Origin of the sequence: Rhizobium grahamii CCGE 502 (genome assembly GCF_000298315.2) — a bacterium.
Taxonomy (GTDB): Bacteria; Pseudomonadota; Alphaproteobacteria; order Rhizobiales; family Rhizobiaceae; genus Rhizobium; species Rhizobium grahamii.
Window position 1 is genome coordinate 155,987 of record NZ_AEYE02000003.1, and the last position, 22,558, is coordinate 178,544.

A 22,558-nucleotide genomic window follows, 5' to 3' on the forward strand; every position below is an offset into this window, starting at 1 on the left:
GAAAAGTGAGACTATGCGACGGCGCTACTCTATGGGATATCCCAAATATCGAACACAGCATGCATTGCTGCGATGGATCAGGTCACCACCCACGCTATATAGATAAGGGCGAGCGCGATAATCCAGAGGGCGATCCGGCCGGAGCGATTGTGGCGCGCCTCGGATTTGCCGATCGCCTCGGCCGTTTCCGCGTCGAACCGCAATCCATTTTCGCTCATCTGCAGCAGTTGATGGTGGAACTTTTCGGTCTTCGCGGCAATTTCGGGCGCGGCTTCCGCAAGCTTCACAGCTGCTTTCAACCCGTCCTTTAGATCGGTGACGATGCGCTTCGGGCCAAGATTGTTGCGGATCCAGTCGCCGACGACGGGTTCGGATGCCTTCCACATGTTGAAGCGCGGATTGAGCATGCGCGACACGCCTTCGACCACGACCATGGTCTTCTGCAACATGACCAGTTCCGGCCGCGTCGCCATGTCGAAGAGTTCGGTCACCTCGAACAGCAGCGTCAGCAGCTTGCCCATCGAGATCGTCTCGGCAGGCTGGCCATGGATCGGCTCGCCGATCGCGCGGATCGCCTGCGCGAAACTCTCGACATTGTGGTGGCCCGGCACGTAGCCCGCCTCGAAGTGGACTTCGGCGACCCTGATATAGTCGCGGGTGATGAAGCCGAAGAGAATTTCCGCCAGGAAGCGGCGTTCCTTTTTCCCCAGTCGTCCGACGATCCCCATGTCGACCGCGACGATGTCGCCGTGCTCGTCGACAAAGAGGTTGCCGGGATGCATGTCGGCATGGAAGAAGCCGTCGCGCAGCGTGTGGCGAAGAAACGACTGGATCAACGTGTCTGCGAGCAGGTTGAGGTCGTGGCCGGCGGCCCTCAGGCCTTCGACGTCAGACATCTTCACGCCGTCGATCCACTCCATGGTGATCACGTCGCGGCCGGTGCGCTCCCAATCGACCTTCGGCACGCGGAAGCCCGGATCTTTCTCGGTGTTTTCGGCGATCTCCGAAAGCGCTGCCGCTTCGAGCCGCAGGTCCATTTCGACCTTGGTCGTCTGCTCCAGGGTCTTCGTCACCTCCACCGGCCGCAGGCGCCGGCTCGAAGGCATGAAGCGCTCCTGCATATGAGCGACGAGATACATCGCCTCGATGTCATGCGTGAATCGCTGGCGCACACCGGGGCGAACGACCTTCACCGCAACCTTCTTGCGCCCGGCAGGCGTATCGATCTCGGCGGGGTGCACCTGGGCAATCGAAGCTGCGGCAATCGGCTCGCCGAAGCTTGCATAAAGTTCTTCTGTCGGGCGGCCGAGCGATCCGGCGATGCTTGCCTTGGCGGCGGCCAGCGGAAAGAACGCCATGCGGTCCTGGAGCTGCGACAGATCGTCGGCGAACTCGACGCCAACGACATCCGGGCGTGTTGCCAGGAACTGGCCGATTTTCACATAGGAGGGCCCCAGCCGCTCAACCGCTTGCGCCAGCCGGTCGCTGCGCTTCTTCGATTTTGAACGATTGCGCGCGAACAGGCCGACAAACGACTTGGCAAGGCCGACCGACGGCGGCAGGTCTTCCGACGGCAGGGCCGAAATCACGCCTTCGCGCACCAGAATCCAGCCGACACGCCAGAGCCGGAAATATGCCCCCAGAGTGCTCATGCCGGATCGCCTGCCTGCGAAAGCCTGCATGTGAACGATTGTGCTCGAACCATCCCTTAGAGCTTCCAGCCGGAGTGGAGGGCCGCAATCCCGCCGGTGTAGTTGGTGAAGCTCACGCGCGAGAAACCGGCGTTGCGGATCATTTCCGCGAAATTCTCCTGGTTGGGAAACTTGCGGATGGATTCGACGAGATACTGATAGGGCTCGGCCTCGCCGGTGATCGCCTTGCCGAACTTCGGAATGGCGTTGAAGGACCACGTGTCATAGACGCGGTCTAGCAGCGGCATGTCGACTTCGGAGAACTCGAGGACGAGCAGACGACCGCCGCGCTTCAGCACGCGATAGGCTTCGCTGAGCGCAACGTCGATGCGCGGCACGTTGCGGATGCCGAAGGCGATCGTATAGGCATCGAAGCTGTTCGGCTCGAACGGCAGTTCTTCGGCGTTTGCCTCGACGAAGGTCAGGTTGTCGGAGAGCTTCTTCTTGGCCGCGCGCTCGGCGCCGACTGATAGCATCGATCCGTTGATGTCGAGCACGGTGGAGTGCGCCATCCGGTTCGAGGCTTCGATAATGCGAAACGCGATATCGCCGGTGCCGCCGGCCACGTCGAGCGTCTTGTAGCCGGGCTCCTTGCGCGGGTTCAGCGCCGAGATCATCGCGTCCTTCCAGACGCGATGCATGCCGACCGACATGACGTCGTTCATGATGTCGTAGCGCTTGGCGACCTTGTGGAAGACCTCGTTGACGAGGCCCTGCTTTTCACCGTCCGCCACTTCACGGAAGCCGTAGGATGTTTCCATGCCGCCTTCGGCGGAGGTACGGCTTTCTGACATCGAAATACTCCATCTATCTGAAATCGGCGCGGCGACCATAGCGAACGGACGCGCGCGGCGCTATCTGTGGGCCACGGTCAAGGCCGCGGCACCTTGGCGCTATAGCGCACAACGCCCGTGGTTGAAACATGTTAGATATAGATGGGTTAAGATGCCGGAATTGCCAGAAGTCGAAACCGTCCGACGCGGGCTTGCCCCCACGATGGAAGGCGCGCGGATCGCCCGCTTGGAGTTGCGCCGCAAGGACCTGCGTTTTCCCTTTCCGGACGATCTGGAGACGCGGGCAACCGGCCGCGAGATCGTCGCGCTTGGCCGCCGCGCCAAGTATCTGCTGATCGACCTCGACGACGGCACGACGATCATCTCACATCTTGGCATGTCCGGCTCCTTCCGCATCGAGACCGGGCCAGTGTCCGATCAGCCGGGCGACTTTCATCATCCGCGTTCGAAGGATGAAAAGCACGACCACGCCATCTTCCATCTCGAGGGACCGACAGGCATCAGTCGCGTCATCTATAATGACCCGCGCCGCTTCGGCTTCATGGATATGGCGCGGCGCTCGGAACTTGAGCTCAGTCCCTTCCTCTTCGGCCTCGGTCCGGAGCCGACCGGAAACGCACTCAGCGCGGCCTATCTGGCGGACCGTTTCATGGGCAAGGCGCAGCCACTGAAGAGCGCGCTGCTCGATCAGAAGAATATCGCAGGGCTCGGCAATATCTACGTCTGCGAGGCGCTGTGGCGCGCGCATCTGAGCCCCACCCGTGCCGCGTCGACGATCGTGACCAAGACCGGCAAGCCTACCAAACAGATGGATCTTCTGGTGGCCTCGATCCGCGACGTCATTGCCGACGCCATCAAGGCCGGCGGCTCGTCGCTGCGGGATCATATCCAGACGGACGGCTCGCTCGGCTACTTCCAGCATTCCTTCTCGGTCTATGACCGCGAAAGTCTACCTTGCCGCACGCCTAATTGCGGCGGTACGGTCGCTCGCATCGTTCAGGCGGGACGCTCGACCTTCTATTGCCCGACCTGCCAGAAATAACGGGAGGATTGTCCATGGCCTATGAAACGCTGATCGTCGAAACCCGCGGTGCAGTCGGGTTGATCACCTTGAACCGCCCGCAGGCGCTGAACGCGCTGAACTCGACGGTGCTGAAGGAGCTCCTGCAGGCCTATGAAGCCTTCCAGGATGATGATGCCGTCGGCGCCATGGTGCTGACCGGTTCCGAGCGCGCCTTCGCGGCCGGCGCCGACATCAAGGAAATGCAGCCGCTGAGTTATGTCGATGTCTATAGCCGCGATCTGATGAGCGGCTGGGACGATGTCGCCAAGGTGCGCAAGCCCGTGATCGCAGCCGTCAGCGGTTTTGCGCTCGGCGGCGGCTGCGAGCTTGCAATGATGTGCGACATCATCATCGCCTCGGAAACCGCCAAGTTCGGTCAACCCGAAATCACCCTTGGCGTAATCCCCGGCATGGGTGGCTCACAGCGGCTGACGCGTGCCGTCGGCAGATATAAGGCGATGGACCTGATCCTGACCGGCCGGATGATGGATGCTGCTGAAGCCGAGCGCGCAGGACTCGTTTCGCGTGTGGTGGCGCCGGATCGGCTGCTGGACGACGCGCTGGAGGCGGCTGCCAAGATCGCCTCGCTGTCGCGTCCGTCCGTGCTGATGGCAAAGGAGGCGGTAAACCGCGCGCTGGAGACGACATTGGATGAAGGCCTGCGCTTCGAACGCCGGCTTTTCCATAGCCTGTTTTCCACCGAAGATCAGAAAGAGGGGATGACGGCCTTCATCGAAAAGCGTAAGCCGGCCTTCAAGAACCGCTGAGCCTTGGAGAAAGGCGGTGTTTCCTCGAAAATGCGCGTTGACGTGGGTCGGCTTTAGGGTTATATGCCCGCCCACGGTTCGGGAAGCCACTCCGGTTTTCCGATTATGCTCCCGCATTGCTGTATGAAGTGGCCGCAAGGCCCGCGGTGATGACGGAGTTTGTTCGAATTCTTAGAGAGGCATCCATGGCCAATACAACTTCGGCGAAAAAAGCGACCCGCAAGATCGCCCGCCGTACCGACGTCAATAAGGCTCGTCGCTCGCGCGTTCGTACTTTCGTTCGCAAGGTCGAAGAGGCAATCGCATCCGGTGATGCTGCCAAGGCAAAGGAAGCTTTCCTGGCCGCGCAGCCGGAACTGGCTCGCGCCGCAAGCAAGGGCGTTGTTCACGCCAACACGGCTTCCCGCAAGGTTTCGCGCCTCGCAGCTCGTGTGAAGGCCCTGTCGGTTTCTGCGACAGCATAATCCTTCGTTAATAAACGCATCATTATGATTAGCCCGGCAACTTTGTCGGGCTTTTTCGATTCCGCCGACTGGCTTCCGTATGGTTAACTCGGCGACGATTTCATGTCGAGCGTGTGACACGAAAAATACAGCAAAAACAAACACTTGCTGTAGGATACTTCAGGTACACGCGACTCGGGCTCTACAATCTGCGGTCTGAGCAGAGTCAAGAAGCTTTTTTATTTTTTTCTTTTTATGCGTGTCAAAAATGTCAGCGAGGCGAATCTCCTTGATTCAAAAGCGATTCTTTTTTGACACGGATGTGACGCCCTAAAGCTGCCGCGGGAGTCAACGGGCCGCTCTTAATTTTGCGTAAAATTCATCGTTGATTCCCGCATTCGATCCTGCCTAAATGCCGGTCAACAAGGGGTCCAGACATCACCTGCGAAGGCTCGGTCTGAAACTGCCACGTCGGCAGGGCGATGATCCTGTGCCACTTGTTACGGAGAGTCAAAGTCTCCGGTTTTTCACGCACTTGAGCATTTTTGACCGCGACGTGGCTGTCGCGGAATGGTGATGTTTTGTGTGTTGGTTGCACGCGTGGCGTGAAACCGGAATGGGGAAGAGAAGTCGTGACAGGACGACTGGACGCTGGCTTACGAGGAGCGGCATCCAGTCCGACAGAGGGCAGTCGGGCCGCATGAAGCGGGCTCGCGCTTTCTCGGGAAGTCTTGTGAGTGGGGCAGTATTTGAGTGAACCGGCAGGCGAGTGGCTCATGAGGGTGCCACTTTCTGGTCATAGCGGGGAAATAATCGGGCGACGAACAAAGTCGGCCGACGAATGGAAGGCGGCATGATGCAGATGAATACAATGACGGCGGATGTCCTGGAGAGTGGGGACAATGAACCGCAGGCGTTTGGCTCTATTTGCGCCGAAACGGCAGGGGAAAAGGGAGATATGAAGCATGGTGTACTTTTCGAGCGTGTCAGCGCCCGTCTGAAGGCGCAAGTCGGTCCGGATGTCTATGCAAGCTGGTTTGCGCGGCTGAAATTGCATTCGGTTTCAAAGAGCGTCGTGCGCCTCACGGTGCCGACAACTTTCCTGAAGTCCTGGATCAACAATCGGTACCTTGAGCTGATCACCAACCTCTTCCAGGCCGAAGACTCCGAAATCCTGAAAGTCGAAATTCTCGTGCGCACCGCAACGCGTAGCGTTGGCAAACCGGCTGAAGAGCCGGTTTCTCCAGAGCCTGTTGCTGCCGCACAAGCGCGCCGCTCCGTGGCGCAGCATGCCGGGCAGATTGTTCAGCACACGGTCTCATCCGCGGCTGCAGCCCGTCCGGCCAGCTCCGGCCAGCCGCTTTTTGGCTCGCCGCTGGACTCCCGTTTCACCTTCGACACCTTCGTTGAAGGCAGTTCGAACCGTGTGGCACTTGCCGCCGCCAAGACGATTGCGGAAGCCGGACAGGGCGCTGTTCGCTTCAACCCGCTTTTCGTCCATTCCAGCGTTGGACTCGGCAAGTCGCATCTTCTGCAGGCGATCGCCAATGCCGCGGTTCAAAACCCGCGTGCGCTGCGCGTCGTCTACCTGACGGCGGAGTATTTCATGTGGCGTTTCGCAACCGCGATCCGCGACAATGATGCCTTGACGCTCAAGGACTCGCTGCGCAACATCGACCTTCTGATCATCGACGACATGCAGTTCCTGCAGGGCAAGATGATCCAGCATGAGTTCTGCCACTTGCTGAACATGCTGCTCGACAGCGCCAAGCAGGTCGTGGTTGCTGCAGACCGCGCTCCCTGGGAGCTGGAATCGCTCGATCCACGCGTCCGCTCGCGTTTGCAGGGCGGTGTGGCCATCGAGCTCGACGCCCCGGATTACGAGATGCGTCTCGAAATCCTGAAGCGTCGCCTCACTGCTGCTCGCCTCGAGGATCCGTCGCTGGAAATCTCGGCCGAGTTGCTGAACCACGTTGCGCGTAACATCACGGCAAGCGGCCGCGAGCTGGAAGGCGCCTTCAACCAGCTGCTTTTCCGCCGCTCCTTCGAGCCGAACCTGACGGTCGAGCGCGTCGATGAGCTTCTTGCGCATCTCGTCGGCTCGGGCGAGCCGCGCCGAGTCCGCATCGAGGACATCCAGCGCATCGTCGCACGGCACTACAACGTGTCGCGCCAGGAACTGGTCTCGAACCGCCGCACCCGCGTCATCGTTAAGCCGCGCCAGATCGCCATGTATCTGTCGAAGACGCTGACGCCGCGCTCCTTCCCGGAAATCGGCCGTCGCTTTGGCGGTCGTGACCACACGACCGTGCTGCACGCCGTGCGCAAGATCGAGGAGCTTATTGCCGGGGACACGAAGCTCTCGCACGAGATTGAACTGCTGAAGCGCCTGATCAACGAATAATAAGTAGGCAACCTCTCTGAGCAACTTTTAACGGCCGGGCTATGCTCCGGCCGTTTTCCTTTGCCTGCAATCTTCTGTACGCTTGATGCTGGGAACGTGCCGCCATGCGCTCGTGGGAGGGATCAATGGGATTTGACAGGATTGCCGTACTTGGGCTCGGCAAGGTCGGGTGGCTGGCAGCCACGCTCCTCCACGAAGGGGGCTTCGACGTTCTCGGCGTCGACCTTCAGGCGCCAAGCGAGGATGTGCCGTTCAAGTGTTGGAATGGAGACATTTCCGATCCGGTTGTAATCGGTGAACTGCTATCAGGCGTCGAGGCCGTGCTTTCCTGCCTGCCTTATCACCTCAATATCGGCCTGGCACGTGCCGCCCACCTTGCGGGGATCCACTACTTCGACCTGACGGAGGATGTGCCGACCACCAATTTCATTATCGAATTGTCGAAGACAGCGCGTGGGCTGATGGCGCCGCAATGTGGCCTTGCCCCCGGCTTCGTCGGCATTGTCGGATCCAGCCTTGCGGACGGATTCGACAAATGCCGTTCCATTCGCATGCGGGTAGGCGCGCTGCCGCAAAACCCGACCGGTCTTCTCGGCTACGCCTTCAACTGGTCGCCGGAGGGCGTGGTCAACGAATATCTGAACGACTGCGAAGTGATCGAGGGCGGCGTTCGCAAACTGGTCTCGCCGATGGAATGGCATGAGACGATTTATGTCGAAGGCGTCAAACTTGAGGCGTTCACGACGTCAGGCGGTCTCGGAACCATGTGTGACACGCTCCTCGGCAAGGTCGAGAACCTCGACTACAAGACGATGCGCTATCCGGGGCACATGGATCTGATGAATTTCTTCTTCCATGAGCTCCTGATGCGCGACAGGCGCAAGCTTGCCGGCGAGATACTGACCAATGCCAAACCTCCCGTCGATGACGATGTTGTCTACGTCCACGTCGCGGCAGAGGGTACGGCAAACGGCAACCTGCGCCGCAAGGAATTTGTTCGCGCCTATTATCCGATCGAGATCGCGGGGGCCCGCCGCACGGCGATCGCGTGGACGACATCGGCCTCGGTGGTAGCCGTCATCGAGATGGTGCGCGACGATCTGCTGCCGTCCACCGGCTTCCTGCACCAGGAGTACATTCCGCTGGAGATGTTCCTGAACACCCCAACCGGCAGCCTTTTCAAGACTGGCGCGCCCGCCCGTTAGCCTGTGAGGCTCGTCCAATATGCGCCCTCGAAGGGCACAGCCGCGAAACGTTCGTTGATCTCGGCGAGGCTGCCCGTCGGATCGAGATCGCCGAACAGGTCGGGCCTGACCCAGGATGCTACCGCTTCCGCCGCCAGCACGTTCAGCGGCACGGCGTTGAAGAAGTTCCACATGCCATGCACGTTCCCTTCGCGCACCGCCTTCAGCGGCGCAAGTGTGGGGGCCTTCACGGTCTCCTCGAGCGACCGACGCGCTTCCGCAGGATCGACGCCTGGGCCGATCGAGAAGGCGGTGTAGGTCCCGCCGGGCGAGCCGGTGGCGATATAGACGTCCGGCTCCGCGGCTATAAGATATTCCGCCGTAACCGGACCGCCCTGTGGTGGCAGGTTCTTGTCCGCAATGTTGCGTCCGCCGGCAAGCGCAATCAGTTCGCCGAGGCTGGTTTGGCCATATGCCCAGCTGCCGCGCGTTGGGCTCGGGAAGGCATCCATCAGCACCAGCGGCCCATCCTCGGCTTTGCCCGTCGCTCCCGCTCTGATGCGTTGTACCCGTTTCTCGAAAAACTGAGCGTAGTCTTCAGCCTGCTGATCACACTCAAGGATGCGACCAAGGAGACGAATGTCCCGCGCGGTGCTCTTCAGTGGATCGACATTGAAATCGACGACAATGACAGGCACGCCGGTCAATTGGAGATAGTCGATGGCACGCTTTCCTTGCTCGCCCTCGGCCTGCCACATGCCCATGACCGCCAGGTCGGCCTCCAACGAGAGGGCAGCCTCGAAGTTCATGCCATCTGCCAGGCCGTTGCTGACAAGCGGGACTTCGTTGAGGGTTGGAAACTTGCCGCGGAAGGCATCGTAGATGAACGGGTTATCGGTTTTCATGTCGGTCGCCCAACCGGCCAGCAGGCTGACCGGATCCGGATGGATCAGCGACAGCGCCACAAGATTGAAACCCGTGCCGAGGATGATCGACTTCGGCTTTTTGGGTATCGTTACGGTCCGCCCGACGGCATCGGTCACGGTCAACGGCCATCGCGTCTCAGCCTTCAGCAGAGCCGGCGCACAGAGCGTCGCAGACGCCGCGGCGAGAAAGCCACGCCTTGTGATGGTGAGGCAGGTCATTGCATATTCCTTTGACTGGGAAGGGCGCAAAGCTTGCCGCAGCTCTGGACGCCAGGCAGCATGTAGCGCAGGCAGCATATCTTCCGGCGAGCGACGCGCTCTCCGTCTTCCTCGACATATCGCAGGCTGCCGCAAAGTGGGTTGACGCCGCCATCGGGCAGGCAGCCGCGCACAAAGACGGTGAGATCCGGGCCTTCCGGCGGACGGGTCAACCGCAGCACGTAGTCGAGATACACGGCGGCATTGTTCCAGCACAGCTTGGCCGAAACACCGCAGGCGGCAAGCTTCCGGACGGCTTCGTGAAGATGCTCCTCCAGCAACGGCCCAATGGCCTCAAAACCATCTTCCTCGCCACCTTGGGCATTCCGGCCCCGGTGCGGCACGCCGAACGCTCGCGGCAGGCCGTTGTCGTGCAAGGCGATCGTCATCTGGTCGAAAGCGACCGGCAGTTCCTGCGCGGCGAGACGGCGAGCCAGCACATAGGGGATGGAGAGGGCGGAGAAGTAATACAGGGACCACATCGACACGACCGCACGCCGGTCACTGTCGCCACAGGCCGTGGCATAACGCTCAATCGCCTGCTCGAACCCGCCATTGCCGAAGAACAGCGGCAGCGGCACGCCGTCGGGCAGATCGGCTGAAAGGGCCATTTTCTCGCTGCACCAAGCATGCTCGCCGGCAAATGCCGGCGAGAGGACCGAGGCGGGTTGGTCCGGGTCAGCGATATGGTGCTGTGCGCTCGCCATCAGCTCACCATGTGTAGCGCAGGCTGCCGATGACAGTGCGGCCCTGATCGCGATAGCAGAAGCCAGCCGAGCAGACAGCCTCGCGGCGATCGAAGAGGTTGGTGGCGTTAACCTGCAGGCTGAGGCCGTCGTATTTCTTGTCGATTGCCCCGAAATCATAGCGGACAGCGGCGTCGAAGAGGACGCGTGAGCCGTTCTGGGCCGTGTTGGCGTCGCTGGTGTAACTCTTGCCGAGATAACGGCTACCGAACCCGATACCGAGCCCGTAGACCGGGCTACTCTCCTGGAATGTGTAATTTGCCCAGAGCCCAGCCATGTGCCTCGGAACCGATGAGACGGAATTGCCCACCGTCCCGGTCGTTCCTTCCAGGATCTCGGTATCGGTGTAGGTATAAGACGCAACCAGCGACAGACCATTGTCGAGGCTCGTGTTCGCTTCGAGCTCCAATCCACGAGAGCGAATCTTGCCGCGCTGCACCTGAATGTTCGCCGGTCCGGTCGGCAGGTTCACGACCTCGTAGTAGAGGCTATTCTTCTGGTCGATATTGAACAGCGCCGCCGTGAGCAGCGTATTGCTGCTCGGAAGGAGGTACTTGACCCCTATCTCTTCCTGCTCGCTTTCCGTCGGTTTAAAGGGCTGGTCCGTCTCCTGGTTGATGCCCGCATTGGGTGAGAAGGCAGTGGAGTAGCTGGCATAAGGTACGACGCCGAAATCCGTCTCGTAGCCCAGACCGATGCGGCCGGAGAATGCCTTGTCCCTCTGCGAAATGGTCGTCAAGGCGTTCGTGCTGAGGTCGGTATTGTCGGTGTCCGTCGAAACCCAATCGTAGCGACCTCCGAGGGTCAGTATCCATGCGTCATAGCGGATCTGGTCCTGCAAATAGGTGCCGACTTGCCATTGGTCCTGGACGGTACGCGTGTCGAAATCGATCGGCGCAACGAAAGCCCCTGCCGTCGGATTGTTGGTGTCGAGCGGCGGCGACACGCCGCGGCCATCGAGCGAGCGCCAGCGCAGCTTGGTCAGGTCCAGACCCGCAAGCAGCGTATGGTCGACTGCGCCGGTCTCGAACTGCGCTTCTAGCTGGTTGTCGATAACGAAGGCCGTGAGCCGCTCGTCGAACGTTCCGGCGCTGCGATCGAGGAGACTTGGATCGATCTTATTGGGGGCGTAGGCGAAGGCCCAGTCGGCGTCGATATTGAGCGTCGATGCACGGGCGTTTTGGCGGAAGACGAAAACATCGTTCAGCCGATGCTCGAATTCATAGCCGATGCGGGCCTGGTTTTGGACTGAATCGTTGAAGGCCGGATTGCCTGCGAAAAAGTCCGTTACGTTACCGGCAGGGTCGTTGTAGTAGGCCGCGGTGCCGCCGGTCTTCGTTCGGGAGTATTCGCCGAGAATGGTGAGCTTCGTGTCTTCGTCCGGCTTCCACATGAAGGCTGGCGCGATATAGATGCGGTCGTCGGGAACGCTGATCTGCTCGGTATTGGCATCGCGGTAGAGGCCAGTCAGACGATAGTAGAAGGGATCCGTATTGTTGACGGGACCTGAAACGTCGAACTGGGTTTGATAGCGCTGTTCAGTGCCGTATTGCAGCTGAACTTCATGAAAGGGCTCTTCCGTCGGCCGTTTGGTGATGAGGTTGAAAAGACCACCGGCGCCTGTTGCCCCATAAAGCGCGGAGGAGGGGCCACGAAGGATGGAGACTCCTTCAAGCCCGTAGGGCTCCGTCTTGAAGAGCGATGAGCCTGCCCCGGGCTGACGGAGGTTGTCGCGGAAAATCCCGGTATAGGTCACGTCGAAACCACGTACCGAGAACGAATCGAAACGCGGATCGAAGCCATAGGCGCCGATACGCGTGCCGGGTGTATAGGCAACGGTATCGAGCAACGTCTGCGGGTTGCGATCCTTCAACTGCTGTTCGGTCACCGACGAAATCGATTGTGGCACCTCGATAAAGGGTGTGTCGGTCTTCGTGCCCGTGGCACTGCTCTTGCCGACATATCCGTCTGCCTGGATCACGCCGCCGCTGCCGCCATTGACAATGATGTCTTGCAGAACCGTCGCACCGTCTTGCTGCTTTCCCGTCGCGTCCTGTGCTGCGACTGGCGTGAGAAAATGGACGAGCGCTATGCCGGTCAATGCTGACGTTGAAAGGATTCGAGAGGAAAATCGGAGACTATTCATTGGCTTATCACACCGGGAATGTGCATTGAGAAAAAATATGTGGAGTGTAATAGTCAAGAAATAGTCCGAAGGAAACCCTATTTTATGATTAAATTACTCCACTTTTTAATCAGTATGATAAATTGAGCGCATCCAATCAGGCTTGTGCCTCCGACAACAGCCACCGACGGAAGGCGGCTGAAGCCGGCCGCTCCAGCGCAAGGCCCGGATAGACGAGATGAAAGGCAAGCCGGCTTGCAATGCCAATCGGGAAGGGCGTGACCACTGCGCCTTCCTTCAGATCCCGTTCCAGAAACGAGCGCCGCATCAAGGCAAAGCCCAGGCCGGCCTTCATCGCGTCATAGGCTCCGTTGCCATGCATGAAGACCGGCCCGCGCGAGGGGTCGACTCCGGTCGCGCCGGCTGCTTCCAGCCAGAGCTGCCAGTCATGGCGATAGACATCATGGATCAGCTGGAAACCAGAGAGGGCGCCCGCCGACGGATTGGGCCCCAACTCTGTGGCGAGCTTTGGCGTGCAGACCGGCACCAGTTCGTCATCGACAAGCCGTTCGCTGATCAGGTTGTCATATCCGCCGAGGCCGTGGCGGATCGCGAGGTCGATCCCGTCACGCTGAAAGTCGAGGACGCGGTGTGATGCGCTGATGCGGACGTCGATTTCAGGGTGCATCGCCTCGAAACGTCCAAGGCGCGGCACCAGCCAATAGGTTGCAAATCCCGCCGTGCAGGTGACATTGAGGACGGCGCCGCGTCCACGCGCCGTGATCGCCGCCGTCGCTTCCCGAACCAGACGAAATGCCGCCCTGAGGGTCGAGAAATAGTCCGCGCCCTCCACCGTCAAGGCGAGCGCCCGCGTCTTGCGCTCGAAGAGCTTGATGCCAAGCGATGCCTCCAGGTCGCGGATCTGCAGGCTGATGGCGCCTGGTGTCACGTTGAGCTCCCTTGCCGCCAGCGTCATGCTGAGATGCCGGGCGGCGGCTTCGAAGGCCCGAAGGGCCGAAAGCGAGGGTAGATAATCGCTCATGGTTTAGTTCAGCTATATCATGGACCGAGAAAGACTCGTTTGTCTCCTGCCAGGCGTCGCAATAATATCAGCAGGAAAGCCGCTATAAAAGCTGATTCAAGCCAGGTAACGAGCGAGAATAAATCGAAAGAAGCGTTTTTAGGCCGCGCAACAATCGGGTGGTGGCCGTCTGCGATGGCATATATGCCGTAGCAGACTGCCTTTGGGAGAAGATGATGCAGCAGAAACAGATGGGTTTTGCCGAATGGGGGATGTTGTTGGTGCTTTCCCTCTTATGGGGCGGCTCCTTCCTCTTCAACGGCATTCTGGTGAAGACCCTGCCGCCGTTCACGATCGTCACGGGCCGGGTTCTGATCGCCGCGCTGGCGTTGAACATGATCGTCCGTGCAACCGGCCAAACCATGCCGCGTGACGGCAAATCCTGGGCGGCGTTCTTTGGCATGGGCATCCTGAACAATATGATCCCCTTCTGCCTCATTGTCTGGGGCCAGACCCATATCGCAAGTGGCCTGGCCTCGATCCTGAATGCCACCACGCCGCTTTTCGGCGTCGTCGTCGCGCATTTCCTAACCGCGGACGAGAAGATGACCGGCAACCGCCTGCTCGGCGTCTTCGTTGGCTTTGCTGGCGTTGCCTATATGATCGGCTTCGACGTTTTGCGTGACCTCGGATCGAACGTGCTGGCGCAGCTGGCCGTGCTCGGTGCTGCACTGTCCTACTCCTTTGCCGGGATTTTCGGCCGCCGCTTCCGCCAGATGGGCATGGCGCCGCTCATTCCCGCCGCTGGACAGGTCACCGCCTCGACCGTCCTGATGCTGCCGATCGCGCTCATCGTCGACCAACCCTGGACACTGGCCGCCCCGTCAGTCGAGACTTGGCTGGCGCTGCTGGGCCTGGCCCTGCTATCGACCGCGATCGCCTACGTGCTGTTCTTCCGCATCCTCGCGACGGCAGGGGCAACGAATCTGATGCTGGTGACCTTCCTGATCCCGGTCAGCGCCATCCTGCTCGGCGCGCCCATCCTCGGCGAACAGCTGCAGTCCAAGCATCTGATCGGCATGGCGATGATCGCGATCGGCCTTGCGGCGATCGATGGGCGGTTGTTCTCTCGTTGGCGCGGGCGGGTGGCGTGATGAACCAGCAGGCAGGCAATACGATCAGGATCGAGCGGGCGTCGAGAGATGATATCGACGCGTGGGCGAAGCTTCGCACCGCCTTATGGTCGGACCAGTCGATGCAGGAACATTCCCGAGACCTCCGGCGGCTGCTCGATGATGACGTTGCCGATTTCCGCGGTTTTCTCGCCTTTCGGCCGGATGGCGAGGCGGTCGGCTTCGCCGAAGCCTGCTTGCGGCATGACTACGTCAACGGCTGCAGATCGTCGCCGGTTCTCTTCCTCGAGGGCATCCATGTCGAACCGGCGTTTCGGCGCGGCGGCGTTGGGCGGGCTTTGCTTGAGGCCGTGCGCGCCTTCGGCAAGGCGTCAGGCTGCACGGAATTTGCGTCGGACGCGCTTTTGGACAATGTCGACAGCCACCGCTTCCACGCCGCCCTCGGCTTCGAGGAAACTCAGCGCGTCGTCTATTTCAGACAGCCGCTCTAGCAGGCGAGATCAGCGACGACGGAATCGAGGATCAGCATGCCTGATGGCGTGCAGCGAAGCCGGGAGTTGCCGATCCGCTCGACGAAGCCGTGCTCCAGCAGGAATTCCTCCCGCTTCGGGTCCAGATCGCGGCCAGAGAGCTGCTGCCAGCGAGCGAGGTCGACACCCTCTTTCAGGCGAAGCCCCATCAGGAGCAATTCGTCTGCCTGCTCTTCGTAGCCGAGTTGCTCCTGATCGAGGATGCCATGGCCGTCGCGCTCGACAAGATCGAGCCAGCTTTCCGGCTTGCGCTCGGTCGCGGTTGCGATCTTCATGGAGCCGCGTGTCAGTCGTCCATGAGCGCCGGGGCCGATGCCGGCATAGTCGCCATAACGCCAGTAAGTGAGGTTGTGGCGGCTCTCCGCACCCGGGCGGGCGTGGTTGGAGACCTCGTAGGCAGGCAGCCCTTCACTGGCGGTGATCTCCTGGGTCGCCTCGTAGAGCAGCGCCGATTGTTCGCCATCCGGAACGATAAGCTTGCCGGCCTTGTGAAGGCCGAAGAAGGGCGTGCCCTCTTCGATCGTCAACTGGTACAGCGAGAGGTGATCAACCGCGTAGGAGATCGCCTCCTTCAATTCGCGCTCCCACTCGTCGACCGTCTGGTTCGGGCGGGCATAGATCAGATCGAAGGACATGCGCGGGAAGATGTCGCGCGCGAGCTTGATCGCCTTCAGCGCATCGGCAACGTCGTGCAGCCGTCCGAGGAACTTCAGATCACGATCATTCAGCGCCTGGACGCCGAGCGAGACGCGGTTGACGCCGGCGGCGCGATAACCGCGAAAACGCTCCGCTTCGACGCTGGAGGGGTTTGCCTCCATGGTGATCTCGATGCCGTCTGGCATATGCCAGTGCTTGCCGATGCCGTCGAGAATGGCGGCAACGGTCGAGGGGTTCATCAGCGAGGGCGTGCCGCCGCCGAGGAAGACGCTCGTGACCGTCTTCGGTCCGCTCAATTGGCGCACCGTCGCCATCTCCTTCAGGAAGGCTGCGGTGAAGCGCTCCTGATCCACCGGCTGGTGGCGGACATGGCTGTTGAAATCGCAGTAAGGGCACTTGGCGGCGCAAAACGGCCAATGCACGTAGACGCCGAAACCGGGTTCGCCGGTGTCGGGCAAAAGGGCGGCATAGCGCGTCAGGTCAGGCTGTTCCAAAGTGTCCACGTTTGCCCTTAGGCTTCCAGGCAGGTTTCGACGAAAATCTTGAAGGCGCGGGCGCGGTGCGACAGGGCTTCTGCGTCGCCCGGCTTCCAGCCGTGCTTTTCTTCCGCGCTCATCTCGCCAAAGGTAGTGTCATAACCCTCGGGTTGAAAGACCGGATCGTAGCCGAATCCCTGGCTGCCGCGCGGCGGCCAGACGACAGCGCCTTCGACTTCCCCGCGAAACAGCTCGGTATGGCCATCCGGCCAGGCCAAGCAGAGCACGCTGACGAAGCGGGCGGTGCGTTGTTCAAGTTCGGAAGCGCCGGCCTTGTCCAGCGCCGCCTCGACCTTTTCCATCGCCATCGCGAAGTCGCGCGTGCCATCCGGCTTTTCTGCCCAGTTGGCGGTGTAGACGCCCGGGTCGCCGCCGAGCGCATCGATAACGAGGCCGGAATCGTCAGACAACGCCGGCAGTCCGGAGGCTTCGGCAGAAGCGAGCGCCTTGATCTTTGCGTTTTCCTCGAAGGTGGTGCCGGTCTCGTCAGGCTCGACGAAGTTCAATTCGGCCGCCGACTTTGCGGTGAAGCCGAAGGGGCCGATCAGGTCCTGAATTTCCCGGATCTTACCGGCATTGTGGCTGGCAACGACGATGGTCTTTGTTTCGAGCTTGCGCATGATGGTCCTATTCGATGCCCCAGATGCGAGCTTCAGCGCATTCGAGGCTGTTGCCCGCCGGATCGCGGAAATAGATCGAGCGGCCGCCTTGCGGCCAGGTGACTTCGGATTCGATGGCAACGCCGTTGGACTTCAGCCGGGCCGCAATTGCATCGAGATTTTCCCCGGAGACACGGAAGCAGGCGTGTCCCGCGCCTGTCGTGCCGTGCGGCGGCACCTGCAGCGAGCCGGGCGAGGGTGGCTTGATCGTTTCGTCGGGGTTGAAGATCAGCAGAACGCTGGCGCCGCAGCGAAAGAAGACATGCCGGTTGCCGCCCCGCGAGATCTTCGAAAGGCCGAGGATGCCTTCATAGAAGGCTTCGACCTTGTCGAGATCACCAGCATAGAGCGCCGTTTCTAGCATGCCTTCCAGCATGTCATTCATCCGGCGATTGCCTGCTTCTGCATTGCGACGAGTTCGGCGATACCTGCCTTGGCGAGCGTCATCAGCGAAGCGAACTCCTCGTCGGTGAAAGGCGTGCCTTCTGCCGTGCCCTGGATTTCGACGATGCCGCCGGTGCCGGTCATCACGAAGTTCGCGTCGGTCTCCGCCGAGGAGTCTTCGAGGTAGTCGAGATCGAGCACTGACTGGTTGGCGAAGATACCACAGGAAATCGCCGCGACATGGTCCTTCAGCACCCGCTCGACCTTGAGCATGTTGCGGCTTTCCATCCACTTCAGGCAGTCGTGGAGCGCAATCCAGGCACCGGTGATCGATGCCGTGCGCGTGCCGCCGTCCGCCTGGATGACATCGCAGTCGAGTGTGATCTGGCGTTCGCCGAGTTCCTTGAGATCGACTACGGCGCGCAGCGACCGGCCGATCAAGCGCTGGATTTCCTGGGTGCGCCCACCCTGCTTTCCGGCCGCAGCCTCGCGCTTCATGCGGTCGCCGGTTGCGCGCGGCAGCATGCCGTATTCAGCCGTGACCCAGCCCTTGCCGGTGTTGCGCAGCCACGCCGGTGGCTTTTCCTCGACGCTAGCCGTGCACAGCACATGCGTATCGCCGAACTTCACCAGACAGGAGCCTTCTGCATGCTTGGAGAAATTGCGCTCGAAAGAGACCTTGCGCATCTGGTCGGTTTTTCTGCCTGAGGGCCGCATACTATTCTCCTAATCGTCATGCCGAAGACGCGAGCAGCCTTCGGATAGATCACGCGTGCTGTGGTGTTGAGAGCTTCTACGATTGGCAGCGCCCATTTGCAATTTCCCTTTTGCCGCTGCGGGGAGATTGGCTATATTTTGTCGGATCATCGTCAGCACGGGTACGCAAGGCTTCATGGAGTTCAGATCGACGTCGGTTTCAGATGCAGTGGCTGCGCTGGATGAACGCTCTAAGGAAATCTTTCGCCGCATTGTAGAGGGCTATCTGGAAACGGGCGAACCGCTCGGCTCCCGTAACCTGTCGCGCATCCTGCCGATGTCGCTGTCGCCGGCATCTGTGCGCAACGTCATGAGCGATCTGGAAGAACTCGGCCTCATCTATTCGCCGCATGTCAGTGCCGGTCGTCTGCCGACTCAGATCGGCCTGCGCTTCTTCGTCGACGCCTTCATGCAGGTAGGCGATCTCTCAGCCGAGGATCGCGCCAATATCGATCGGCAGGTGCGCGCCGAAAGTCGCGACAATCCGATGGAGTTGATGATGAACGAGGCGAGCCGTATGCTCTCGGGCATTTCGCGCGGCGCCGGACTGGTCATCACCTCGAAGAGCGATCCTGTCCTCAAGCATGTCGAATTCATCAGGCTTGAGCCGACCAAGGCGCTCGCGGTGCTCGTCGGCGATCACGACCAGGTGGAAAACCGGATCATCGAGCTTCCGGCGGGCGTCACGTCATCGCAATTGACCGAGGCCGCAAACTTTCTCAATGCGCACATGACCGGGCAGACTCTTCCGGAACTGCGCAATCAGTTGAGCCGACTGAAGGACGATGTGCGCCGCGAGCTAGACACGCTGTCGCAGGATCTCGTCGAGCGCGGCATCGCCGTATGGTCCGGTAGCGCCGATGAAGGCAAGCCCGCGCAGCTCATCATTCGCGGCCGTGCCAATCTGCTGGCCGGTCTCGCCGGTGCCGACGATCTTGACCGTCTGCGCATGCTGTTTGACGATCTGGAGAAGAAAGACAGCTTGCTCGAGCTTCTGAACCTAGCCGAAAGCGGCCCCGGGGTGCGGATTTTCATCGGCTCGGAGAACAAGCTGTTCTCGCTCTCGGGCTCGTCGTTGATCGTTGCGCCCTACAGGGACGACGATGACCGCATTGTCGGCGCCGTCGGCGTCATAGGGCCGACGCGCCTCAACTACTCGCGCATCGTTCCGATGGTCGATTACACCGCTCAGCTGATGACGCGATTGTCGCGCGGCACGAAGTAGAAGAGCTACTCCGGCAGCGTGTCGCCCGAGCCGCCCATCTCCGCCGGCATGTCTTTGTATTTTGGCAGGCCGTCACGGATGCGCAGCACGCTTTCCTGATAGTTCACGTGCAACGCCGGGGCATAATCGAGATCGGGCAGCAGGGCTGCGTAAACGTCGGTGACGCCCCAGGTCGGATGCTCCGTGTAGAGATGACCGCCGCAGCGGTCGCAGAATTTCCGAACGCTGGTATCGGACCTCTGGTAGCCCTCGACGTGCTCTCCACCCTTGGTGACGTGGACCGCCTGGGGCTGCCAGAGCGTGAAAGCGTTGACCGGCCCGGCCGACCAATGCCTGCAGGAGGCGCAGTGGCAGTATCCCATTGCCACCGGTTCGCCGGTCGCAACAATCTCGACCGTGCCGCAGAAGCAGCGCCCGGTATAGCTTTTCTGATCGTTCATGGTAGCAGCTCCCTGACCCAGGATGAGGCCGAAGCACTGAAGGTTTAGGCGGCACTAAAATAAAAGAACTTTAGCGCGAGCAAGTCAAGCTGGCCCTCTCGCATCCCCCGCATCGGTTGCCTTACATCGCGCGCTTTTCGGTCACGCAGACTTGATTTTTGCCCGCTAAAGCTCGATATCGGGCACATCCTAAAAGACACCAATCACCGGAGAACGTCATGACTGACGAAACGACGAAGAACGGACCTGACGCAGCCGCGGCCGAAGCCGCAGCGGACGCCGCCGCAAACGTCGAGAACGAAGCCACCGCACAGCCCGATCCGCTGGAACTTCTGAGGACCGAGAATGCGGAGTTGCGCGACCGTTATCTTCGGCTTGCCGCCGAGATGGATAACCTGCGTCGTCGCACCGAGCGGGAAGTCAAGGACGCGAAGACCTACGCAGCCGCTGGCTTTGCCCGTGACATGCTGGCTGTTTCCGACAATCTGCGCCGCGCCATCGATGCTGTTCCGGAAGAAGCAAAGGCTGCCGCCGATGCCGGCCTGACAACGCTGATCGAAGGCGTCGAAATGACCGAGCGTTCGATGCTGTCGGCGCTCGAGCGTCATGGCGTCCGCAAGCTGGAGCCGGTCGGCCAGAAATTCGACCCGAATTTCCACCAGGCCATGTTCGAAGTGCCGAATGCCGAAGTACCGAACAACACCGTCGTTCAGGTCGTTCAGGCCGGCTACACGATTGGCGAGCGTGTCTTGCGTCCGGCCATGGTCGGTGTCGCCAAAGGCGGCCCGAAGCTCGTCGAACCCGAAACCAATTCGGTTTTTGACCAGAAGGACGCCTGATTTATCAGGCGCCCTGAAGGCACGAGGCATCAGATGCGGGCGAAACGCTCGATCAGCAGATCGAAGAAGCCGTCCGCATCGACATCGCGCATGACTTGCACATTGCGCTTGCGATCTGTCACGTGCCACCAGTCGACAACGGTCATGCCGACCGTCAGTTCCGACTTAACTTCGATCTCGACATTGCAGGTCCGCCCCTTGAAAAGCTCGGGCTTCAAGAGATAGGCGATTACGGTCGGATCGTGCAGTGGGCCGCCGTCAGAGCCATACTTTTCGACATCGAAGCGTTCGAAGAACTCCAGCATCTCGACCATGGCGATGGCCGGGCGCGTGCCGAGATCGGCCATGCGCTTGACGCGGTCCTTGCGGGTCAGGAGCCTGTGCGTGACGTCGAGCGGCATCATCACGATCGGAATACCGGAGCGAAGGACGATGTCGGCGGCCTCGGGGTCCACGTAGATGTTGAACTCGGCGGCCGGCGTAATGTTGCCGCCTTCAAAGAAGCCGCCGCCCATCATGACGAGTTCACGGACACGCGGGACGATGTCGGGCGCTTTCTGGAAGGCCAAGCCGATGTTGGTCAGCGGCCCCAGCGTACAGAGCGTCACGGCGCTTTGCGGCTCGCTGCGCAGCGTATCGATGATGAAGTCCACGGAATGCTGCGGCTGCAGAGCCATGGTCGGTTCGGCGAGAACAGGACCGTCGAGCCCCGTCTTGCCGTGGACGTGCTCGGCGGTGACGAGCTTGCGCGCGATCGGCTTGTCGGCGCCGGCAAAGACCTTCGTATCTCGGCGGTCGCAGAGCTCGCAGACAATGCGCGCGTTGCGGCTCGTATAGGACAGCGGAACGTTGCCGGCGACCGTAGTGATCCCCAGCACCTGAAGTTCTTCCGGGCTGCCGAATGCCAGCATGATGGCTGCGGCGTCGTCCTGACCGGGGTCAGTGTCGATAATGATCTTCCTAGGGTCCGCCATTCCGATCGTTCCATCCTCATGGTGCGCGTCTTCGTGGCATGCACCGTTTGTTTATGCTTCCGTCGCAAATCGGCACAGCCGGCGCGGGCACGTTTTGATGCGAGGCGGCGCTTGCTTTGTCAAGGTCGGACCGTTGCGGGGCTTTCCAAGTGCGAGCGCGACATCCGCCTTGCGCCTGCGCCGGTCAGTTCCCATATTGGAAACATTCGGATGCTGTATTCAGGTCCGGCAAGGTCGCTTGAATCAAGGACTTGAAGACGATGAGCCGCATGACGCCTTTCGCAAGCCCGCTACTCCTGGGCTTTGACGCCATGGAAAAGACGCTGGAGCGCCTTTCCAAGGCCAGCGACGGATATCCCCCCTATAATATCGAGCGAGTTGCCGCCGACCGTGCCTCCGGCGATCCGGAGAGGTTGCGCATAACCCTGGCCGTCGCCGGCTTCAGCGAAGAAGAATTAGACGTGTCGGTCGAGGAGAATCAGCTTTCAATTCGCGGTCGCCAGGTCGAGCAGGGGGAGCGGGATTACCTGTATCGCGGCATCGCCGCACGCCAGTTCCAGCGGACTTTCGTTCTGGCCGACGGGATGCAGGTTTTGGGCGCTTGCCTGAAGAACGGATTGCTCTCGGTGGATCTCATCCGCCCGGAGCCGAGCCGTATGGTGAAGAAAATTAACATTTCGGTCTCACAGTAGGACAACGGCGCATGTTGAGCCGTTGGTCCCTTCTCTTGGAGGTACAGGAATGTTGATGAAAGAAGCCAATTCGCACCTGACCAAAACCGAACTTGCCGGTATCGGCAACGGCGAGGTCGCCTATATCCGCAAGATGCGCAACGAAGAAGTTGCCAAGTGCTTCCCGGAAGCGCCCGACATCGATCCGAGCGTTGACCTTTGGGCGCTATTCGGCGCCGATGGCACGCCGATCCTGTTGACGGATAACCGTTCCAGCACCTTCTTCAAGGCTGCCGAGGATGAACTGAAAACGGTGAGCTTGCACTAAGGCA

General features: G+C 60.6%; 23 protein-coding genes. 11 read left to right on the forward strand and 12 right to left on the reverse strand.

Features of this window, described 5'->3' with window-relative positions; translation table 11 throughout:
- Positions 1-77: 77 nt before the first annotated feature.
- Both ubiB and ubiE read right to left on the reverse strand, forming a co-directional pair.
- A complete protein-coding gene (gene ubiB, locus RGCCGE502_RS01890; RefSeq protein WP_016552472.1) occupies positions 78-1,652 on the reverse strand; it encodes a 2-polyprenylphenol 6-hydroxylase in 1,575 nt (524 codons plus the stop codon).
- A gap of 56 nt (positions 1,653-1,708) precedes the next feature.
- Positions 1,709-2,485 carry a bifunctional demethylmenaquinone methyltransferase/2-methoxy-6-polyprenyl-1,4-benzoquinol methylase UbiE gene (gene ubiE, locus RGCCGE502_RS01895; protein ID WP_016552473.1) on the reverse strand — a complete coding sequence of 259 codons (777 nt, stop codon included), beginning with the start codon at positions 2,483-2,485 and terminating at the stop codon, positions 1,709-1,711.
- A gap of 151 nt (positions 2,486-2,636) precedes the next feature.
- On the opposite strand from ubiE, the gene mutM reads away from it, so the two are divergent.
- From mutM to RGCCGE502_RS01920, 5 genes are all read left to right on the forward strand, one after another.
- Positions 2,637-3,527: a bifunctional DNA-formamidopyrimidine glycosylase/DNA-(apurinic or apyrimidinic site) lyase gene (gene mutM, locus RGCCGE502_RS01900; protein WP_016552474.1), complete on the forward strand. Its 891-nt coding sequence runs from the start codon at positions 2,637-2,639 to the stop codon at positions 3,525-3,527.
- 14 nt (positions 3,528-3,541) lie between these two features.
- The gene (locus RGCCGE502_RS01905) at positions 3,542-4,315 is read left to right on the forward strand and encodes an enoyl-CoA hydratase (RefSeq protein WP_016552475.1); all 774 of its coding nucleotides are present in this window, start codon (positions 3,542-3,544) and stop codon (positions 4,313-4,315) included.
- 185 nt (positions 4,316-4,500) lie between these two features.
- Positions 4,501-4,779, forward strand: a complete 279-nt coding sequence (rpsT, locus tag RGCCGE502_RS01910) for a 30S ribosomal protein S20 (RefSeq protein WP_016552476.1) — start codon at positions 4,501-4,503, stop codon at positions 4,777-4,779.
- An 835-nt stretch (positions 4,780-5,614) separates the two neighbouring features.
- Complete coding sequence (gene dnaA / locus RGCCGE502_RS01915; RefSeq protein WP_016552477.1) at positions 5,615-7,162, forward strand: chromosomal replication initiator protein DnaA; 1,548 nt, start codon at positions 5,615-5,617, stop codon at positions 7,160-7,162.
- A 125-nt stretch (positions 7,163-7,287) separates the two neighbouring features.
- Positions 7,288-8,367: a saccharopine dehydrogenase family protein gene (locus tag RGCCGE502_RS01920; protein ID WP_016552478.1), complete on the forward strand. Its 1,080-nt coding sequence runs from the start codon at positions 7,288-7,290 to the stop codon at positions 8,365-8,367.
- On the opposite strand, the gene RGCCGE502_RS01925 is transcribed toward RGCCGE502_RS01920, so the two are convergent.
- From RGCCGE502_RS01925 to gcvA, 4 genes are all read right to left on the reverse strand, one after another.
- Complete coding sequence (locus RGCCGE502_RS01925; RefSeq protein ID WP_016552479.1) at positions 8,364-9,491, reverse strand: ABC transporter substrate-binding protein; 1,128 nt, start codon at positions 9,489-9,491, stop codon at positions 8,364-8,366. The two genes, RGCCGE502_RS01920 and RGCCGE502_RS01925, sit on opposite strands and share 4 nt — an antisense overlap.
- Entirely contained in the window at positions 9,488-10,237 is a 750-nt protein-coding gene (gene fhuF, locus RGCCGE502_RS01930; RefSeq protein ID WP_016552480.1) for a siderophore-iron reductase FhuF, read from the reverse strand. The genes RGCCGE502_RS01925 and fhuF overlap by 4 nt, the downstream gene beginning before the upstream one ends.
- Before the next feature lie 4 nt (positions 10,238-10,241).
- A complete protein-coding gene (locus RGCCGE502_RS01935) occupies positions 10,242-12,422 on the reverse strand; it encodes a TonB-dependent siderophore receptor (protein ID WP_019279613.1) in 2,181 nt (726 codons plus the stop codon).
- 136 nt (positions 12,423-12,558) lie between these two features.
- Complete coding sequence (gcvA, locus tag RGCCGE502_RS01940; protein ID WP_016552482.1) at positions 12,559-13,443, reverse strand: transcriptional regulator GcvA; 885 nt, start codon at positions 13,441-13,443, stop codon at positions 12,559-12,561.
- A 215-nt stretch (positions 13,444-13,658) separates the two neighbouring features.
- Here gcvA and RGCCGE502_RS01945 point away from each other — a divergent pair, with 215 nt between their 5' ends.
- The gene (locus tag RGCCGE502_RS01945; protein ID WP_019279614.1) at positions 13,659-14,576 is read left to right on the forward strand and encodes a DMT family transporter; all 918 of its coding nucleotides are present in this window, start codon (positions 13,659-13,661) and stop codon (positions 14,574-14,576) included.
- Positions 14,576-15,046 carry an aminoglycoside 6'-N-acetyltransferase gene (gene aac(6') / locus RGCCGE502_RS01950; protein ID WP_016552484.1) on the forward strand — a complete coding sequence of 157 codons (471 nt, stop codon included), beginning with the start codon at positions 14,576-14,578 and terminating at the stop codon, positions 15,044-15,046. The genes RGCCGE502_RS01945 and aac(6') overlap by 1 nt, the downstream gene beginning before the upstream one ends.
- Here the strand turns inward: aac(6') and hemW are convergent.
- From hemW to rph, 4 genes are read right to left on the reverse strand one after another with little or no spacing between them, the layout of a single operon-like run.
- Complete coding sequence (gene hemW, locus RGCCGE502_RS01955) at positions 15,043-16,245, reverse strand: radical SAM family heme chaperone HemW (RefSeq protein WP_016552485.1); 1,203 nt, start codon at positions 16,243-16,245, stop codon at positions 15,043-15,045. The genes aac(6') and hemW overlap by 4 nt on opposite strands.
- A gap of 8 nt (positions 16,246-16,253) precedes the next feature.
- The gene (gene rdgB / locus RGCCGE502_RS01960; RefSeq protein WP_016552486.1) at positions 16,254-16,898 is read right to left on the reverse strand and encodes an RdgB/HAM1 family non-canonical purine NTP pyrophosphatase; all 645 of its coding nucleotides are present in this window, start codon (positions 16,896-16,898) and stop codon (positions 16,254-16,256) included.
- Between the two features lie 7 nt (positions 16,899-16,905).
- A complete protein-coding gene (locus RGCCGE502_RS01965; RefSeq protein ID WP_016552487.1) occupies positions 16,906-17,322 on the reverse strand; it encodes a VOC family protein in 417 nt (138 codons plus the stop codon).
- Complete coding sequence (gene rph / locus RGCCGE502_RS01970; RefSeq protein ID WP_016552488.1) at positions 17,319-18,038, reverse strand: ribonuclease PH; 720 nt, start codon at positions 18,036-18,038, stop codon at positions 17,319-17,321. Before rph ends, RGCCGE502_RS01965 begins: the two co-directional genes overlap by 4 nt.
- Positions 18,039-18,213: 175 nt before the next feature.
- On the opposite strand from rph, the gene hrcA reads away from it, so the two are divergent.
- Positions 18,214-19,302, forward strand: a complete 1,089-nt coding sequence (gene hrcA, locus RGCCGE502_RS01975) for a heat-inducible transcriptional repressor HrcA (protein WP_016552489.1) — start codon at positions 18,214-18,216, stop codon at positions 19,300-19,302.
- Positions 19,303-19,307: 5 nt separating this feature from the next.
- On the opposite strand, the gene RGCCGE502_RS01980 is transcribed toward hrcA, so the two are convergent.
- A complete protein-coding gene (locus tag RGCCGE502_RS01980; RefSeq protein ID WP_016552490.1) occupies positions 19,308-19,742 on the reverse strand; it encodes a GFA family protein in 435 nt (144 codons plus the stop codon).
- A 218-nt stretch (positions 19,743-19,960) separates the two neighbouring features.
- Between RGCCGE502_RS01980 and grpE the strand changes: the two genes are divergently transcribed.
- Entirely contained in the window at positions 19,961-20,581 is a 621-nt protein-coding gene (gene grpE, locus RGCCGE502_RS01985; protein WP_016552491.1) for a nucleotide exchange factor GrpE, read from the forward strand.
- A 29-nt stretch (positions 20,582-20,610) separates the two neighbouring features.
- On the opposite strand, the gene RGCCGE502_RS01990 is transcribed toward grpE, so the two are convergent.
- Entirely contained in the window at positions 20,611-21,555 is a 945-nt protein-coding gene (locus RGCCGE502_RS01990) for a nucleoside hydrolase (protein ID WP_016552492.1), read from the reverse strand.
- Positions 21,556-21,815: 260 nt separating this feature from the next.
- Between RGCCGE502_RS01990 and RGCCGE502_RS01995 the strand changes: the two genes are divergently transcribed.
- Together RGCCGE502_RS01995 and RGCCGE502_RS02000 are read left to right on the forward strand one after the other, a co-directional pair.
- Positions 21,816-22,247: an Hsp20 family protein gene (locus RGCCGE502_RS01995; protein WP_016552493.1), complete on the forward strand. Its 432-nt coding sequence runs from the start codon at positions 21,816-21,818 to the stop codon at positions 22,245-22,247.
- 49 nt (positions 22,248-22,296) lie between these two features.
- Entirely contained in the window at positions 22,297-22,554 is a 258-nt protein-coding gene (locus tag RGCCGE502_RS02000) for a BQ00720 family protein (protein ID WP_007799651.1), read from the forward strand.
- The last annotated feature ends 4 nt before the right edge of the window (positions 22,555-22,558 follow it).